The organism is Actinoplanes sp. NPDC026670 (assembly GCF_040638175.1).
Taxonomy (GTDB): domain Bacteria; phylum Actinomycetota; class Actinomycetes; order Mycobacteriales; family Micromonosporaceae; genus Actinoplanes.
In genome coordinates, this window is the sequence record NZ_JBEZXU010000028.1 from 94,823 (window position 1) to 111,722 (window position 16,900).

The 16,900-nt window shown below is 71.7% G+C and carries 9 protein-coding genes; 5 read left to right on the top strand and 4 right to left on the bottom strand.

The window, feature by feature from the left end; all coding sequences use genetic code 11:
• Nucleotides 1-77 precede the first annotated feature (77 nt).
• A complete protein-coding gene (locus AB0E94_RS26460; RefSeq protein ID WP_360330871.1) occupies nt 78-1,256 on the top strand; it encodes a cytochrome P450 in 1,179 nt (392 codons plus the stop codon).
• A gap of 37 nt (nt 1,257-1,293) precedes the next feature.
• On the opposite strand, the gene AB0E94_RS26465 is transcribed toward AB0E94_RS26460, so the two are convergent.
• Genes AB0E94_RS26465 through AB0E94_RS26480 form a run of 4 tightly spaced genes read right to left on the bottom strand, consistent with a single transcriptional unit; the run spans nt 1,294 to nt 11,004 of the window.
• Nucleotides 1,294-3,606: a lantibiotic dehydratase gene (locus tag AB0E94_RS26465; RefSeq protein WP_360330873.1), complete on the bottom strand. Its 2,313-nt coding sequence runs from the start codon at nt 3,604-3,606 to the stop codon at nt 1,294-1,296.
• 5 nt (nt 3,607-3,611) lie between these two features.
• Nucleotides 3,612-6,767, bottom strand: a complete 3,156-nt coding sequence (locus tag AB0E94_RS26470; RefSeq protein WP_360330875.1) for a condensation domain-containing protein — start codon at nt 6,765-6,767, stop codon at nt 3,612-3,614.
• Between the two features lie 14 nt (nt 6,768-6,781).
• Nucleotides 6,782-7,990 carry a cytochrome P450 gene (locus AB0E94_RS26475; RefSeq protein WP_360330878.1) on the bottom strand — a complete coding sequence of 403 codons (1,209 nt, stop codon included), beginning with the start codon at nt 7,988-7,990 and terminating at the stop codon, nt 6,782-6,784.
• A 5-nt stretch (nt 7,991-7,995) separates the two neighbouring features.
• Nucleotides 7,996-11,004 (bottom strand): amino acid adenylation domain-containing protein, encoded by a 3,009-nt coding sequence (locus AB0E94_RS26480; RefSeq protein WP_360330880.1) that lies wholly within the window; start codon nt 11,002-11,004, stop codon nt 7,996-7,998.
• Between the two features lie 167 nt (nt 11,005-11,171).
• On the opposite strand from AB0E94_RS26480, the gene AB0E94_RS26485 reads away from it, so the two are divergent.
• The 4 genes from AB0E94_RS26485 to AB0E94_RS26500 are packed head-to-tail and all read left to right on the top strand — an operon-like array spanning nt 11,172 to nt 16,838.
• Complete coding sequence (locus AB0E94_RS26485) at nt 11,172-12,428, top strand: cation:proton antiporter (RefSeq protein WP_360330883.1); 1,257 nt, start codon at nt 11,172-11,174, stop codon at nt 12,426-12,428.
• Complete coding sequence (locus AB0E94_RS26490) at nt 12,425-12,616, top strand: MbtH family protein (protein ID WP_360330885.1); 192 nt, start codon at nt 12,425-12,427, stop codon at nt 12,614-12,616. Before AB0E94_RS26485 ends, AB0E94_RS26490 begins: the two co-directional genes overlap by 4 nt.
• Nucleotides 12,616-13,395 (top strand): thioesterase domain-containing protein, encoded by a 780-nt coding sequence (locus AB0E94_RS26495; RefSeq protein WP_360330888.1) that lies wholly within the window; start codon nt 12,616-12,618, stop codon nt 13,393-13,395. The genes AB0E94_RS26490 and AB0E94_RS26495 overlap by 1 nt, the downstream gene beginning before the upstream one ends.
• Nucleotides 13,392-16,838, top strand: a complete 3,447-nt coding sequence (locus tag AB0E94_RS26500; RefSeq protein WP_360330890.1) for an amino acid adenylation domain-containing protein — start codon at nt 13,392-13,394, stop codon at nt 16,836-16,838. The genes AB0E94_RS26495 and AB0E94_RS26500 overlap by 4 nt, the downstream gene beginning before the upstream one ends.
• Nucleotides 16,839-16,900 lie beyond the last annotated feature (62 nt).

A 16,900-nucleotide genomic window follows, 5' to 3' on the forward strand; every position in this document is an offset into this window, starting at 1 on the left:
TAACCAGCGGCCGGGGCTCGTCCGCGTCCCATAAAGCGGTGATCGGCGACCGCCCGGCACCGTCCTACGCTGAGCCGATGGGACCCGTCTACGACCCGTTCTCCTATGCGATTCACGAGGACCCCTATCCGACGTACGCGTACATGCGGGAGAACGCGCCGCTGTACCGCAACGAGGAGCGTGACTTCTGGGCGCTTTCCCGGTACGAGGACGTGCTCGCCGCATTGCGCAACCCGGGGCTTTACTCCAACCGCAACGGCATCTCGCTGGAACCCGACCTGTGGGGGCCGGAAGCGGTCAAGACCAGCTTCTTCCTGGCGATGGACCCGCCGGACCACGGTGCGATGCGGCGACTGCTCGGCGAGACGTTCAAACCCAGGTGGGTACGCGCCGCCGAGCCCCGGGTCCGGGAGCTGACCCGGGCACGACTGCTGCCGCTGGTGGAACGTGGATCGTTCGACTTCGCCGGCGAGTTCGCCGCCGCCGTACCCAACGACATCATGTGCGACCTGGTCGGCATCCCACCTGCCGACTGGGACCGGATCCGGGCCGACAACGACCTGCTCAACCACTGCGAGGACGGCGTCGAGGTGCGCTCCGCCGAGACCATCGCGGCCGGATTCCGGCTGGCCATGCAGTACGTGACCCTGATCAACGAGCGGCGGCGGCGCCCGGCCGGCGACCTGACGTCCGCGATGATCGCGGCCCGGGTCGACGGCGAACCACTCACCGATTCGCAGCTCGTGGCGTTCCTGTTCCTGATGGTCAGCGCCACCAACGAGTCGACCGGCAAGCAGATCGGCCTGGCCTGGCACCACGGCCGCAGACTGCCGGACGTCGCTCGCGCGGGACTGAACGGGCGCGCCGTGGACTGGGGCAACGAGACCCTGCGGTACGACTCGCCGAGCCAGATGATGGCCCGTACCCTCACCCGGGAGACCGAGATCCACGGCACCCGGGTGCCGGCCGGCGCCCGCGTCGCGTTGCTGCCCGCCGCGGCGAACCGCGACTCCGCGGTGTTCCCCGACCCGGACCGGTTCGACCTCGACCGGGACACCAGTGCACTGATCAGCTTCGGACACGGACCGCACTTCTGTCTGGGCGCCGCACTGGCCCGGCTGGAACTCACCGTGGCACTGGAGGAGGCCGGCCGGCTGATCAGCGACTACGACGTCGACCTGGACAACGCCCGGGCGATCCACTCGCCGCACCAGCGCGGCTGGGCGGTCCTGCCCACCGAGGTCACCCGCCGCTGAGGCCACCCCACCCGGGATGGCCTCAGCAGGGGTGCGGTCACTGCGGAGCGACCGCGATGATGCGCAGTTCGGCGGTGTAGCCGCGGCCGCCGGCGTCGCGCAGCCAGAGCCGGTCGGCGTCGGGCAGCATCTCGGTGACCGTGACCTCGCCGGCACCCGACTCGGCGGTCCGCCGGATCGACTTGGCCAGCAGGTTCACCAGCGGCAGGCTGCGGAAGTCGCACGCCATCGGCTTCTTCTCCACATCCACCCGCACGAAGACCCGTTCCGGCAGGCCGTTCGCGGTACGCCAGCGCCGGGCGCCGGCGTACCGCATCTTCTCGTCCTTGACGAACGCCCATGGCGCACCGGACGCAGGAAGCGTCCACGACTCCCGGCCGACGACCAGCCGGTCGATCGTGATGCGCGGCCGGTGGCGGCCACCACCGAACGGATGGAACGCGTTGGACGCCATCACCGACAGCGGCTCGCCGATGACCTCCAGGAACCGGTACCGCTGCGCACCACCGGCCCGGTGCCGCACCACGAGCTGCGCGCCGTCGCGTTCGGCGACCAGGTCGAGCACCGACACGACGGTGGCACCGGCCGGCGGCACGAACGTCTCGGCGCCGATGCACATGTAGGTGTAACCGGGCAACATCAGCTCGGCGGCGCGTGACATCCGGGTCGTGGTCTGCGGCGAGTCGAGCCGCGGGACGGTGAAGAACCGGCTGGTCATCCCGGTCGCTGACGCCGCCGCGACGAGCCGGTCCGGTTCCGGATGCCGCTGGAGGAAGAACGTCGTCTCCAGCGTGTTCGTGGCCGCGTGCAGCTCGCCGAGCACGAAGTCGACGTCACCGGCGGCGAGCGCCTCCGGGCCGGACGCGACGATCATCAGGTCGGGCGCGTGCGTGCGGGCGTTACTCCACAGCGGCGCCGTGGTGGCGAACTCCCGTGCCGCACGTTCGGCGATCTCCGCGCCGGTCACGTGGTGGGCGCGGGTGCTGCCGAACGCCTCGTACGGCAGGCCGATCACCCGGCGCCAGCGTTCCTGCAGCTCCGCCTCGACCTCGTCGACGATCTCCGAACCGGCGCCACCGGCCGCGAGCCGGGCGAGTTCCGGCATGACCGCGGTCAGCAGCTGCATCAGCGGCATCGTCGGCCGGCCGGTGCGGGCCACCTCACGGTCGAACACCGCCAGGGCCTTGGCCTCGTACCGCCGCCCGACGGTGTTGGCCAGCCACACCGCACTGTCGAGCATCGGGCCGAGCGACGACGCCAGCGTGTCGGTGACCCTGCGGCCCACGCGGACCTCACCGGCGCGGGTGGTGTCCTCGTAGACCAGGGTCCGCCCGGCGTAGGTGGCGCCCGAACGGCGGGTCGCGGCCCGGCCGGTGAGAGCCGAGAACAGGTCCGTCAGCTGCTCCATGGCATGCAACAGCCGATCCGGGTCACCGCCGGCGGCGGACAACGCGTCACGGGCGCGGATCATCGCGTCCACCGGCTCGCGGGCCGCCGCGCGGACCACCGGGTCGCCGATCGTGTCGAGCCGGTCCTGCAGTTCGTGTTCCGGCCACGGCACCAGGTGCACACCCAGATCGATGCGCACCACACCCAGGTCCCGCAGCCGCAGCAGCGCGCCCACCACGGCCGGGTCCAGTGGATCGCCGGCCAGGTCCCGGACGCTGCGCCGCCCGTCACAGCGCCCCAGCACGCGTACCTCGGCAGGGCTCAGACTGACGGGTCGGCGAAACGGCAGCCGCACGGTCGCGCCGACCATCACGGTCGACGGCGACACCCGCGGCCGGAGCCAGGGCCACACCTCGGGGCGTGCGGCTATCGCGTCGGCGACCGCGTCGATCGCCCAGCTCTCGAAATACACCGTCCGGCCGGCCAGCAGCTCCGGCCCCGGCTGCGCGGTGACCCCGGAGTCCTCCGGCCCGATCCGGGCCCAGCCGACCGGCCCGAAGAAGCCGACGGTGTCGTTCTTGAGCGTGTACCGCTGCAGGTAGGTAGCGATCGTCTGCTCGTGCCCGCGGCCGCGGACGTTGCGTGGCTCACCGGCTACCGCCTTGTCCAGGCAGTCGCGGATCAGCGCCGGGTTCTGCCAGGTCACCGCCTCCCGGAAGGAGCTCTCCCCGGCGGTACGGCGGATCGCCGCGGTGAGCCGGTCGGCCGCGGCGGCGAACACCTTGAGGTACTGATCACGGGTGCCGGGCGTGGCGTCGTCCAGCAGATCCGCCGCCGTGGCCAGCTCCTCGTCGCAGATCTCGGCGAGACGATCGGCCGGGAAACCGGCCCCACGCAGGCAGGACTCGCGCCACAGCCGCCAGCGGGTGTCGCCGAGCGCGATGAGCGGGTCGGTGTCCACGGCTGTCACCCGCGCCCTGGCTCGGCGGAGACGATCTCGTCGAGCAGCGCCTCCAGGCCGTCGGCGCCGGTCAGCGTGAACTGGGTCCGCACGATCAGCTGGGCCAGCTCGTCCACGGTCGGTGACTCGAACACGTCACGCAGCGACGGCTCCACCCCGAACTGCTCCCGGATGCGGGTGGTGAGCTGGGTCGCCAGCAGCGAGAAGCCGCCGAGCTCGAAGAAGCTGTCGTGGATGCCGATGCGCTCGAGCCCGAGCAGCTCCTGGAGGATCTCGATGAGCTGCCGTTCCATCGGTGTGCGCGGCGCGACGTAGTCGCCATGCCCGGTGGTCGCGTCCTGATCGCCGAGAGCGTCGAGGTCGTAGGCGCCGTCGGCGGTGAGCGGCAACCGGCCGAGAACCACGAGCCGCGCCGGGATCAGAAAGCCGGGCAGCCGCAGCAGCAGCTGCTGGCGCAAGCCGACGGTCGGACCGCCGGGCTCGGGCCCGGTCAGGTAACCGGCGAGAACCGTCTCCCCGTCCGGCCCGAGCTCCTCGACGACCACGGCATCGTGGACGCCGGGCAGGTCTCGCAAGGCGCCGACGGTCTCGGCCAGGTCGATCAGCGGGCTCGCATCCACCCGGCGGACGAACGCAAGCGTCCCGTCCGGTGACCGGCGGGCCAGATCGCCGGTGTCGTGCGTGCCGAAATGCAGCCCAGCCACCTCGTTGACCGCCGCCGGCTGCCCGCCCGCATGCCGCAGCGACGCCGGGACACCCGGTAGTTCGACGCCGAGCGGCACCCGCAGCGGCGCCTCGTCGGGCCGCCAGCCGGCCGGCACCTCGTAGCGGGCCAGCGGGACACCGTCGGCACCGATCCGGTAGAGCGACACGAACCGGCCCTGCGGCGCCAGCCGGACCGCAGCCGTGACGTCGTGGGCGAGCAACTCGCCAGTGTTCTCCACGAACACGTCACGCAAGCCGGGAACGCCGGGCTCGGCCGCCGACGCGGCAGCGCGCAGCACCGGCGGGCTCAGGTAGGCGGCGGTGATCCCGTGCTCGCGTAGCCAGCCGGCCACATCACCGTTCAGCGGGACCTCCGACAGCACCAGCGCGGCACCCGCGGTGAGTGCCTCGACCAGTGCCGCAGTCCGGTGACCCGGAGCGCCGGACAGTACCGCGTACCGGTCGCCGTCCCCGCCCACCGCGGTGGGGCTGCCCGCGGGCAGGACCTCGCTCAGGTCCACCGCGTCCGCGGCACCGGACCCGACGTCGAGCAACAGCTTCGCACCGAGGTACGCCGCCGGCACCACACTCTCCGGCTCGACCACCGCGAACGTCGCGCCCACCCGCCGGCAGCCCAGCAGCACGGCGGCGAACGCGGCAACCGGGCGCCGAACGACGGCGAGATGGTCGCCGGAACCCACACCCCGCGCACCGAGTTCGGCGGCGACCCGCCCGGCCGCCTCGTCGAGCCACCGGTAACTCCAGCCGCCGGCGTCGTCGATCACCGCGATCCGGCCGCCGTGGCGGGCGAGGTCCAGGCTCACCGCCGGGGGTGTGACCGCCGGCTGCGGCTGCCGGACGGGTTCGAGCGGGTAGTCCAGCAGCCCGCGGGCCGGATCGTCGAGCACGCCGCGCAGGAAGACGGCGAGCTGTCCGGCGAGCAGGCGCATCACCGACGCCGGGAACCGGCCACCGTTGAAGTACAACTGCAGCTGCAGCGCGCCGTGCACCTCCTTGGCGATCAGTGCCAGGTCGAACTTGCTGGGCACCGCCGGGGTGTCGTCCATCGCCTGGATCTCGATGCCGGTGACCTGCTCGACCTCGGGCGCGCCCATCACGTTGAGCACCGCCTGGAACAGGGGAGTGCGGCGGGGATCCCGGGTCGCCTGCGCCTCCCGGACCAGCGTGTCCAGGGGCGCGTCGGCGTGGGCGTACCCGTCCAGCGCGGTCTGGCGCACCTGGGTCAGCAGATCGGCGAACGTCGCGGCGTCAGCCAGCCGGACCCGCATCGGCAGCGTGTTGACCAGGAACCCGATCATCGCGTCGGTACCGGGGTTGCCCCGGCTCGCCAGCGGCACACCGATCACCACGTCGGACTGCCCGGACCACCGGCTCAACACGGTGGACAGACCGGCCAGCAGCGTCATGAACGGCGTCACACCATGCTTGCGGCACAGGCCGCGCAGCGCGGTGGTCTCGTCGACGGTGAGCTCGAACGGGATCGTGTCGGCGGCACCGCCCTGCGTGGTCAGCAACCGCCGGCCGGTCGGCAGCGCGAGGGTCGGCGGTGCCCCGGCCAGATGGGTGCGCCAGTGGTCGAGCTGCTTCTCGAGCCGGTCACCGGACAACCATCGGCGCTGCCACACCGCGTAGTCGCGGAACTGGATCGGCAACGGCGCCAGCCCGGCCCGCTCCGCGTCGCCGCCGGCCTGGTACAGCGCGGACAGCTCCCGCACGAACAGCCCGATCGACCAGGCGTCCGACACGATGTGATGCATCGTGACGCTGAGCACGTGCACCGTGCCGGTGAGACGGATCAACTGACAGCGGAACAGCGGACCCTCGGCCAGGTCGAACGGGGTGGTGGCCTGCTCGTCCGCGAGTGACAGTGCGGCCGCCTCCCGGTCACCGTCGTGATCACGCAGGTCCCGCACGTCCAGCCGCCACTGCGGGTCGGCGTCGTCGACGATCTGCTGCGGCTGGCCGTCGACGGTCGGGAAGCGGGTACGCAGCGACTCGTGGCGCGCCAGGATCGCCCGGACGCTCGCCTGCAGCGCGCCGACGTCCACGGCCCCGACCAGCCTGCGCCGGCCGTGCACGTTGTACGCGGCACCGGGCAACAACTGGTTCTCCAGCCACAGCCGCTGCTGGTCGAACGAGAGCACCGGGGCCGCATCCGGCGCCCGCCGGCCGATCACCTGCGGCTGCGCCGACGAGCGGGCGTTCACCACGACCGCCAGTTGCGCCACCGTCGGGCCGTCGAAGAAATCCATCACCGGGATCTGCACGCCCAGCGTCTTACGGATCCGGGCGACCACCCGGGGCGCCAGCAGCGAATGTCCGCCGAGCTCGAAGAAGTCGTCGAAGACGCCGATGTCCGTGTGGCCGAGCACGTCGGCCCAGATCGCGGCGATGGTCTCCTCGACCGGGGTCCGGGGCGGGGAAGAGTGCGTCATCAAGAACTCCTGTCTCAGCCGGACTTGCCGCGGCGCTTCACGGTGGTGGGCAGATGCTGAAAGCCACGCTGATGCGCCGAATGGACCCGCGCTGTGGCCGCGATGTCGATCTCGTACGACTCGACCTCCTTGGCGACCTCCTCCAGCACGATCTCCATCTCGACCTTGGCCAGCGCGCCGCCGAGACAGTGGTGTGGTCCGGCTCCGAAACTGAGCATCTTGCGGGTGTCCCGGTCGATGTCGAACGTGTCCGGGTTCTCGAACACCCGGTGATCCCGGTTCGCCGACGCGTGCAGCACCACCACCCGGCTCCCGGCCGGGATCAGCGTGTCGTGCAGGACGACGTCCTCAGTGGCCGTGCGCGAGGTCATCTGACTGGAGTTGTCGTAGCGCAGCGTCTCGTTGAGCCAGTCGCCGTACCTGCCGCCGAGCCCGGTCCGCTGCACCTGCGGCATGGCCCACCCGTGATACCAGGAGCTGCCGATCAGCTTCCCGGTGGACTCGTTGCCGCCACTGACGATCAGGAAGATGAAGGCGATGATCTCCGAGTCGGACAGCTTGACACCCTTGACGTTCGCCTGGCAGAGGATCGACACCAGGTTGTCGCTCGGATGCTTGCGGATGTCGGCGACCAGGTGCACGTAGTAGGTCGCCAGCCGGAACGCCGCCGCCAGGGTCTCCGGCGACCGCTCGTCGGAGTCGCTCTCCCGTTTGGTGAGCAGGTCGGTGTCGAACCGGATCGTGTCCCAGTCCGCCTCGGGGATCCCGAGCATCTCGCAGACCACGTCGTTGGGCACCGCAGCGGCGAAATCGGCGGCGAAGTCGAAGGTGTCCCCGGCCTCCAGCAGCGGGTCCAGCCGCCGCCGGGTCAGTTCGCGGATACGTTCGGTGCGTTTGCCGACATGCCGGGGCGTGAAATCCTTGGCGGTCAGGCTCCGCAGCGCGGCATGGTCCGGCGGGTCGAGAGCGAGAAAGAACACGTTCTTGTACGCCTGCGGGCCCCACAGCGACGGCTCCAGCGAGATGCCGTTGCGGTTGGTGAACCGCTTCGGATCGCGCAGCACGGTGGACACGTCCTCATAGCGCGACACCGCGTAGAAGCCGCGCTCCGCGTTGTGATAAACCGGCGCGTTCTCCCGCATCCAGGCATAGAACGGGTATGGATCCTCCTGCACCTCGTACGAGAAGGGGTCGTAGGGCCCGTGCGGGCTTTCGGTACGCATCTTTGTCACTCCAGATGAGAGGGAACGCGCCCCACAAGGGCAGTGAAGTCCTCGGCGAACCCGGCGATCGTCGTCGCGTCGAACAGTTGAGTGGCATATTCGAGGCGGCCGTCCAGCCCGCCGTCCGCCCGCTGGACGAGCCGGCAACACAGGTCGAACCGCACCCCCGGCGAATCGGGCAGCGCAACACCGGCCGGGCTGGCGACGCCGTTCACGGTGAACATCGTGTCGAACAGCGGATGCCGGGCCGGGTCCGGAGTCGCCTCCGCACCTTCCAGACCCGCCATGACGATGTCCTCGTACGGCACGGCGGCGCGGCCGACCGCCGCGAGCACCGCCGCACCGACCCGGCCGAGCAGCGTCGCGAAATCCGGCCGGTCACCGATCCGGGCCCGCACCACCACCGTGTCGGTCAGCGGGCCGACCAGCTCGGCCAACTCCGGCCGGCTGCGCCCGTCGACCGGGACACCGGTGGTCAGATCGGTGCCGTCCGCGTGCCGGGACAGCACCACGAGGAAAGCAGTGAGCAGGCTGGCCGAGACGGTGACACCATGGGCGGTCACCGCGTCGCGCAGCCTGCCCATCACGTCCGCGGTGATCGCGAACCGCACGGTGCCGGCCCGCCAGTCCCGGTCGGCGGTCCGCGGCCGGTCGGTACGCAGCCGGGCCGGATCGAGACCGTCCAGGGTCCGCCGCCAGAACTCCAGGTGCCGGGCGCCGGCCGGGCCGGCCATCAGATCGCGTTGCCACTGCGCGTGGTCGGCGGCACGCAGCAGCGGAGCGGCGACCGCCCGGCCCGCGCAGGCGGCCGACAGTTGCGCAGCGATCAGGGCCCGAGAGTGTTCGTCGGCGGCGATCTCGTGCACGACCAGCATCAGCACGTGGCCGCTGGGACCGCCGGCGAGCCGGATCCGCACCGGCGCTGCCGCGCCCAGGTCGAACGGGCGCGCCAGCTCCGCCGCCAGGATCGCCGCCGGGTCACCGTCCTCGACCGGCGGCAACGTCACCGCGGCAGGTGCCACCACCGGTGCCGGCCGGCCGGACGCATCAGGCACGTACCGGGTACGCAGCGTCTCGTGCCGGGCGAACAACCCGGTCAGCGCCGCCTCCAGCGCCGGACCGTCGAACGGTTCCGGTAGCCGTACCGCGATCGGCGCGTTGTAGGCGGTGCTGTGCGGCGCCACCTGCTGATGCCGCCACAGCCGCCACTGCGTCGACGACAGCCGCCCCGTGCCCGCCGCGGCCGCCACGACAGGCGGCTCCGGCTCGTCGCCGTCACGCAGCAGCCCGGCGAGCCCGTACGCGGTCCGCTCCTCGAACAGCGCGTTGATCGGCAGCGCCGCGCCCAGATCCGCATTGACCCGGTGGACCGCCTGGACAGCGAGCATGGAGTCACCGCCGGCACCGAAGAAGTCCTGGTGAGCCTCGATCTGGTCATGCCCGAGAACCCCGGCGAGCACCGCGGCCACCCGTGCCGTGAGGTCGGCGGCGCCGTCGACCTCGGCCCCCGCCGGCTGCGGGGCGGGCAGCGCCGCCCGGTCGAGCTTGCCGTTCGCCGTCCGCGGGAAGTCCGGCAGCACCACGAACTGCACCGGGATCATGTACGCCGGCAGGGTCCGGCCGAGCAGCGCCCGCAACTCGGCGGGTTGCGGCGGCGCGTCCGGGCCGGCGGCTCGCAGATAGCCGACCAGGCGCGGGGCCTCGGCATCGTGGAACGCCCGGACCGCCGCCTCGGCGACCGCCGGATGCCCGGCCAGGGCCGCCTCGATCTCGGCCGGCTCGACCCGGAAGCCCCGGATCTTGATCTGATCGTCGGTCCGTCCGAGGATCTCGATCCGGCCGTCCGGATGCCGCTGCGCGAGGTCACCGGTGCGATACCACCGGCCACCGCCCGGCGCGGCGACGAACCGCTGCGCGGTCAGCGCTGCCCGGCGCAGATAGCCGACCGCCAGCCCGGCGCCCTCCAGGTACAACTCGCCCTCGGCCACCGGGGCCAGGTAGTCGTCGAGCACATGCTGGGCGGTCCGCGGCACCAGGCTGAACCGGGACGGCGACCCGGTGCGGTAACGCGTCGTCGAAGCCCAGATCGTCGCCTCGGTCGGCCCGTACAGGTCATGCAGGACCACGTCGTCCCGCAGCAGCCGGGCGGCCAGATCCGCAGGCAGCCGTTCGCCACCACAGAGAACCGTGAAACCCGGCGGCGGCACCCAACCGGCCTGCAGCAACAACCGCCAGGTCGTCGGCGTCGCCTGCATCACCTGCGCGCCACCGCGTTCCAGCAGCGACCGCAGACGGGCCGGGTCGGCTGCCTCGGCATCGCCGGCGACCAGCAGCCGCGCGCCGGTCGTCAGCGGGACGAACAGCTCCACCAGGGCGATGTCGAAGGAGACCGTGGTCGCCGTGGGCACGATCGTGGCCCGGCCGAGCGCCGTCTCGGCCCGCATCCAGGCGGCGACGTCGGCGAACGCGCCGTGCGTCACCAGCACACCCTTCGGCCGTCCGGTCGAGCCGGAGGTGTAGATGGCATACGCCGGATCCGACCGGCCCGGCATGGCCCACTGCGCGCCGTCGAACCCGGCCGGCACCTCGTCGAGGTGGACGCGTTGCTCCGCACGCAGTTCGGCGCAGCCGGTGGCGTCCGCGGTCACCAGCACCCGGGCACCGGCATCACCGAGAATGTGGTCCAGGCGCTGCACCGGATGCCGCGGGTCGAGCGGGATGAACGCCGCACCCGCCAGATGCACGCCGAGCAGCGCCGGCAACAGATCAAGGCCACGGGGTACGGCCACCGCAACCAGTTCGCCCGGGCGGACACCGGCCTGGCGCAGACACCGTGCCAGGCCAGCGGCCCGCACGAGCAGTTCGGAGTAGGTGAGCCGGTCGCCCCCGGATTCGGCGGCGACCGCCTCCGGGGTGGACGCCGCCTGAGAACACACCAGCCCGGGTACCACCGGCGCCGGATCCGGCTTGTCGCCCACGAGCGGCACACGGTCACTGGTCGGCGTGAATGTCATGCCGTTCCCTTCTCAGTCCGGGTGCCGCCCCAGTTAACGGCACCCGCAGCCAGGGCCCCCGTCGCTGGTTCCGGTGACTGCACCCGTGAACGTGTGCACACCTAGCGTTTCCGGCAACGGGCGATGCCGCCCTGGTGCTCGCACATGGGGTGGAGAGGAAATACCCGGTGAAGGTGGACGAGGTGGCGTTCCTGCTGCTGGATCTGGCCATGATCGTCGTGGTGGCCCGGCTGCTCGGGACCCTGGCCCAGAAACTCGGCCAGCCCCGGGTGATCGGCGAGATCCTCAGTGGCGTCCTGCTCGGCCCCACCCTGTTCGGCGGCGACCTGACCCGGACACTGTTTCCCGCCGAGGTACGACCGGCACTCACCCTGATCGCCGGCGTCGGCGTCACCGCCTTCATGTTCCTGATCGGCATGCACCTCGACGACGCCCTGCTCCGAGGCCACAGCCGGATAGCCGCCACGGTGTCGGCGAGTTCGGTGATCCTGCCGTTCGGCCTCGGCGCGCTGCTGGCCTGGCATCTGCTGTCGCGGCACCCCACCGACGACCGGCTCGCCTTCGTGCTGTTCCTCGGCTCGGCCATGGCGGTCACCGCGTTCCCGGTGCTGGCCCGGATCCTCACCGACAAGGGCCTGATCGACACACCCATCGGTGGGGTCGCCCTGGCGTGCGCGGCTGTCGACGACGTCATCGCCTGGTCGATGCTGGCGGTGGTCGCCGCGGTGGCCGGCGACGGCGGCGACCTGTGGCGGGTACTGCTCGTGGTGCCGTTCGTGATCCTGCTGCTGCGGTTCCTGCGACCCTGGCTCGCCCGCCTCGCCGCGAGACACCCCGGCGACAGCATCCCGGCAGTGATCGGCGTCGGTCTCGCGGTGGCCGCCGGGCTCTTCCTCTCGGCGCAGGCCACCGAGTGGATGGGCCTGCACCAGATCTTCGGCGCGTTCCTGTTCGGCGTCGCCATGCCACGTCAGGGCGCCGCGGCGCTGCGCCGGATCGCGGTGCCCTGGATCGACCGGGCCTCGGCGTGGCTGCTGCTGCCGGTCTTCTTCGCGGTCGCCGGCATGAAGGTCGACCTGTCGCGTACCGACGCCACCGCACTCGGCGAACTCGCGCTGATCCTGCTCGTGGCGATCGGCGGCAAGTTCGGCGGGGCGTTCCTCGGCGCCCGGGCCACCGGCGTCCAGCCGCGCCACGCCACTGTGCTGGCGATCCTGCTCAACACCCGAGGGCTCACCGAACTGATCGCCCTGACCGTCGGGCTGCAGCTCGGCGTGCTCGACCAGTCCCTGTATTCGCTGATGGTCGTCATGGCACTGGTCACGACCGCCATGACCGGCCCGCTGCTACGTCACGTCTACCCACCCGAACGGATCCGCCGGGACACCGGGGTGCACAACCTGAAGAAGGAGTCTGCGTCATGAACCCTTTCGACGACCCGGACGGACGGTTCCTCGTCCTCGCCAACGATGAGGAGCAGCATTCACTGTGGCCCAGCCACCTCGCGGTCCCGGCCGGCTGGCGGATCGTGCACTCCGAGGACGACCGGCAGACCTGCCTGGACTACGTCGAGCAACACTGGACCGACCTGCGCCCGCTCAGCACCCGCTGATGTCCGGGACACGCTGGCTCAAGTCACCGGGCCGGCGGGCGCCCGCGGACATCCGGCTGTTCTGCTTCCATCACGCCGGCGGCACCGCCGCGGCCTACCGGGACTGGCCGCGGTCGATGCCGGCCGGCGTCGAACCGGTCGCGGTGCAACTGCCGGGCCGCGCCGACCGCTTCCGGGAGCAGCCCGTCGACCGGATGCCGGTGCTTCTCGACCAGCTCGTCGAGGTGCTCCGGCCGCTGCTCGGAGAGCCGTACGCGTTCTACGGCCTCAGCATGGGCGCGCGGGTGGCCTGGGCGCTCACCCACCGGCTGCGCGATGAAGGGCTGCCGCCGCCGGTCCGGCTGTTCCTGGCCAACGTCGCCGCGCCGGGGCACCCGGAGGGCCGGGCCGTGTGGTCCGACGACGACGTGCTCGCCTATCTGCGTCACATGGGCGGCACGCCGCCCGAGATCTTCGCGGAACCGGCGCTGCTCGCGGCCCTGCTGCCCGCGGTCCGCGCCGACCTGACCCTGGTCGACTCCTACCACGAGCGGCTGGCGCCGCCGCTGCCGACACCGATTCACGCGTTCGCCGGCATCGACGACGCCGAGGGCTCGCCGGACCGGATGCGCAAGTGGCAGGCCGAGACCACCGGCGGTTTCACGCTGGACGTGATCAGCGGCGGGCACTTCTTCGACCCGCCCGGCACCCAGCAGGTAATCCGGGCAGTCGCCGACGAACTGCGACGCGCGACTGCCCGGGCCGACTACCCCAGAGAAACGAGCGGGAGCCGACAATGACCAACGTGCAGAGCCGGATCGCGGCTCTCTCACCGCAACAGCGGGCGCTGCTGGAATCGCGGGTGGCGGCGCTGGCGGCCGCGGCCGGGCCGGGCGCGGCCGACACCATCCAGCCCCGGGACCGCGACAAACCGACCCCGCTGTCGTACGCGCAGCAACGTGAATGGGCACTGGAACGGTTCCGCCCCTCCAACAACATCAGTGGCGCGCTGCGGATCGAGGGCGACACCGCGCAGGACGCCGACCTGGACCTGCTCGGCCGGATCCTCACCGAGATCATGGCGCGGCACGAGGCGCTGCGCACCACGGTCGAGGTGATCGACCGGACGCCGTACGCGGTGGTGCATCCGGTGACCCCGATCAAGATCCCGGTCGTCGACATCACCCACCTGGACCCGGAGGCGCAGCGCCTGGAGGTGCGCCGGCTGTACGACGTCGAGGTGGCCAGCCCGTTCGCGCCGGACGATCCGCAGCGGATGCGGTGCACCGCGGTGAAACTCGCCGAGAACGTCTACGTGGCGCTGATCAGCACCCATCACAGCTCCTCCGACGGATGGTCGATGGCGATCGTGTTCAAGGAGGTGGCGCTGCTGTACCCGGCGCTGCGGGCCGGCCTCGAACCGAACCTGCCGGCGCCGGTGGCACAGTACGGCGACTTCGCGGTCTGGCAGCGCGAACACCTCGACGAAGAGACGATGGCCGGCGAGCTCGAGTACTGGAAGAAGGCGCTCGAGGGTATTCCGCCGCGCCTGGCGCTGCCCAACGACCGGCCGTACCCGGCCCGCCGGACGTTCGCCGGACATCACCACACCGCCGCTCTCGATCCGGACACCACCACGGCCCTGGAACGGCTGGCCGAGACCGAGGGCGCGTCGATCTCGATGGTGCTGCTGGCCGCCTGCTCGATCGTGCTGCACCGGTACACCCAGCAGGACGACCTGGTCTTCGGTGCGGCCATCACCGGCCGGGTCCGGTCCGAGACCGAGGAGATCATCGGCTGTTTCGCCAACGCGTTGCCGCTGCGGATCGGGGTGACCCGCGACGACACCCTGCTCGATGTGCTGCGCCGGTCCCGGCAGGTCGTCGCGTCCGCGTTCGACCACCAGAACCTGCCGTTCGACAGGCTGATCGAGGAACTGGCGCCGAAGGAGGCCGCACAGACCCCGATCATCCAGATGATGATCAACGTGCTGAGTGCGCCCGGCTCGGTGCTGCGGGTGATCGGCGACGTCTGGGAGGCGCCCGGTGTACGGGTCAGCCCGGAGGTGATGGACCCGGGACCGATCCCGATCGACCTGATCCTGGCGGTACAGGCCACCGGCGGGAAGATCTACCTCCAGTGGCACTACTCCACCGAACTGTTCGACCACGAGACGATCGTCGGGCTGGCCGGCCAGGTGGAACGGGTCCTCGCCCAGCTGGTCACCCGGCCGGACCTGCGCGTCGGTGACGCCGACCTGCTCCAGGTCGAGGAGCCGGCGCAGGCCCCGCCGGTGACAGCGGACCACGGGCCGGGCTTTCTGGAGCTGTTCGACACCCAGGTCGCCCTGGCCCCGGACGCGACCGCCGTCGTCTGTGACCGTGAGCAGGTCACCTACGCCGAACTCGACCAGCAGGCCGAGCGCCTGGCGCGGCACCTGCGCGGGCTCGGCGTCGGCCCGGAGACGGTGGTGGGCGTCCTGCTCGACCGCACGCCCCGGCTGACGGCGGCGGTGCTGGGCGTGCTCAAGGCGGGCGGCGCGTTCCTCACCATCGACGTGCAACTGCCGGCCGACCGGATCGCCTACATGCTCACCGACGCCGGCGCCCCGGTAGTGGTGACCACCGCCGAGCACGCGGCACTGGCGGCCGGATCGGCGGCGCAGGCCGTACTGATCGAGGAACTGCCCGACAGCGCTCTCGCCGTCGGGACCGCCGGACCGGTGCCCGCGCCCGGGTCGGCCGCGTACGTGGTCTACACCTCCGGGTCGACCGGGCGGCCCAAGGGTGCGGTCATCGAGCACCGGTCGCTCGTGGCGTTCGCCCGCGACACCGTCGCCCGGCTCCAGCTCGGCGCCGGTGACCGGTTCCTGCAGTTCGCGTCGCCCGGGTTCGACGTCCTCATCGAGGAACTCTTCCCGATCTGGCTGGCCGGTGGGGCGGTCGTCATCCCGCCCGCCGACCAGACCGGGCCGGGTATCGACCTGGCGAGCGTGGTGGAGCGCGGCCGGGTCAGCGTGATGGAGCTGCCCGCGGCGTTCTGGCACGAGTGGGTTCGCGAGCTCAACGGCACCGGCGCCGAACTGCCCGGCTCACTGCGGCTGGTGATCGTCGGCTCCGAGCGGGTGCTGCCCGAGCGGCTGGCGATGTGGCAGCGGCTCGGGGTGCCGCTGATGCACGTGTACGGCATCACCGAGACCACGGTGAGTTCGACGTTCTTCCGCCTGCCGGCCAAGGCGTCCGAGGCGGACCTGCAGTACCTGCCGATCGGCACCGCGCTGCCCTTCGCCGACCTGCGGATCCTGGACGCCGACCTGCGGCCGGTGCCGGTCGGTGCGGTCGGTGAGCTGTACATCGGCGGTACGAGCGTGGGCCGGGGCTACCTGGGCCGGCCGGGGCTGACCTCGGCACGGTTCATCGCCGACCCGGACCCGGCGCACCCGGGCGGCCGCCTGTATCGCAGTGGTGACCTGGTCCGGCAGCGCGCGGACGGCAACCTCGAGTTCCGGTCCCGGGTGGACACCCAGATCAAGATCCGTGGACTGCGAGTCGAGCCGACCGAGATCGAATCGGCGATGTGCCGGCATCCGCAGGTCGCCCAGGCGGTGGTGACCGTCCACGAGCGTGCGGCGGACGACCGGCGGCTGGTCGGCTACGTGGTCGCGCAGGGCCGGATCCGGCTGAGCATCGCGGATCTGCGCCGCTTCCTGGGCCGCGAACTGCCGCCGTACCTGGTGCCGTCGATGTTCGTCCAGCTCGAGAAGATCCCGGTGACCACCAACGGGAAGGTCGACCACGACCGGCTGCCGCCGCCCGGCGACGAGCGCCCGGAGATGGTCGAGGAGCTGGTGCTGCCGGAGACACCCCTGGAACAGCTGCTGGCCGACATCGTCGCGGGTGTCCTCGGGGTGACCGTGGTCGGGCGTAACGACAACTTCTTCGAGCTGGGTGGCGACTCGATCCTCGCGATCCAGGTCGTCGCCCGCGCCCAGGACGCCGGGGTCGCGTTGTCGCCGCTGGACCTGTTCGAGCAGCCGACCGTGGCGCAACTCGCCGAGATCGCGTCGGTCGCGGCGGCCGCCGCGGAGCCGGCCACCCAGGCCGGGCCGCAACCGGCGGCAGCCGAACCGGCTGCGGCGCCGGTGCCGTCCGGGCAGGACTTCCCACTCGCCGGCGGCGTGGACCGGTCGCAGCTCGACGCGCTGATCAACCGGATCAGCGGCAGCAAGCCCGACGAAGGCTGAGCGGCGGGGGACAGCACGGTGAAGCCCTGAGGCGAATCGCCTCAGGGCTTCACACTGCGCGG

Coding starts and splice junctions, on each gene's coding strand:
- AB0E94_RS26460 (WP_360330871.1), top strand. CDS start 78: ATGGGACCCGTCTACGACCCGTTCTCCTATGCGATTCACGAGGACCCC.
- AB0E94_RS26470 (WP_360330875.1), bottom strand. CDS start 6,767: ATGACGCACTCTTCCCCGCCCCGGACCCCGGTCGAGGAGACCATCGCC.
- AB0E94_RS26475 (WP_360330878.1), bottom strand. CDS start 7,990: ATGCGTACCGAAAGCCCGCACGGGCCCTACGACCCCTTCTCGTACGAG.
- AB0E94_RS26480 (WP_360330880.1), bottom strand. CDS start 11,004: ATGACATTCACGCCGACCAGTGACCGTGTGCCGCTCGTGGGCGACAAG.
- AB0E94_RS26490 (WP_360330885.1), top strand. CDS start 12,425: ATGAACCCTTTCGACGACCCGGACGGACGGTTCCTCGTCCTCGCCAAC.
- AB0E94_RS26495 (WP_360330888.1), top strand. CDS start 12,616: ATGTCCGGGACACGCTGGCTCAAGTCACCGGGCCGGCGGGCGCCCGCG.
- AB0E94_RS26500 (WP_360330890.1), top strand. CDS start 13,392: ATGACCAACGTGCAGAGCCGGATCGCGGCTCTCTCACCGCAACAGCGG.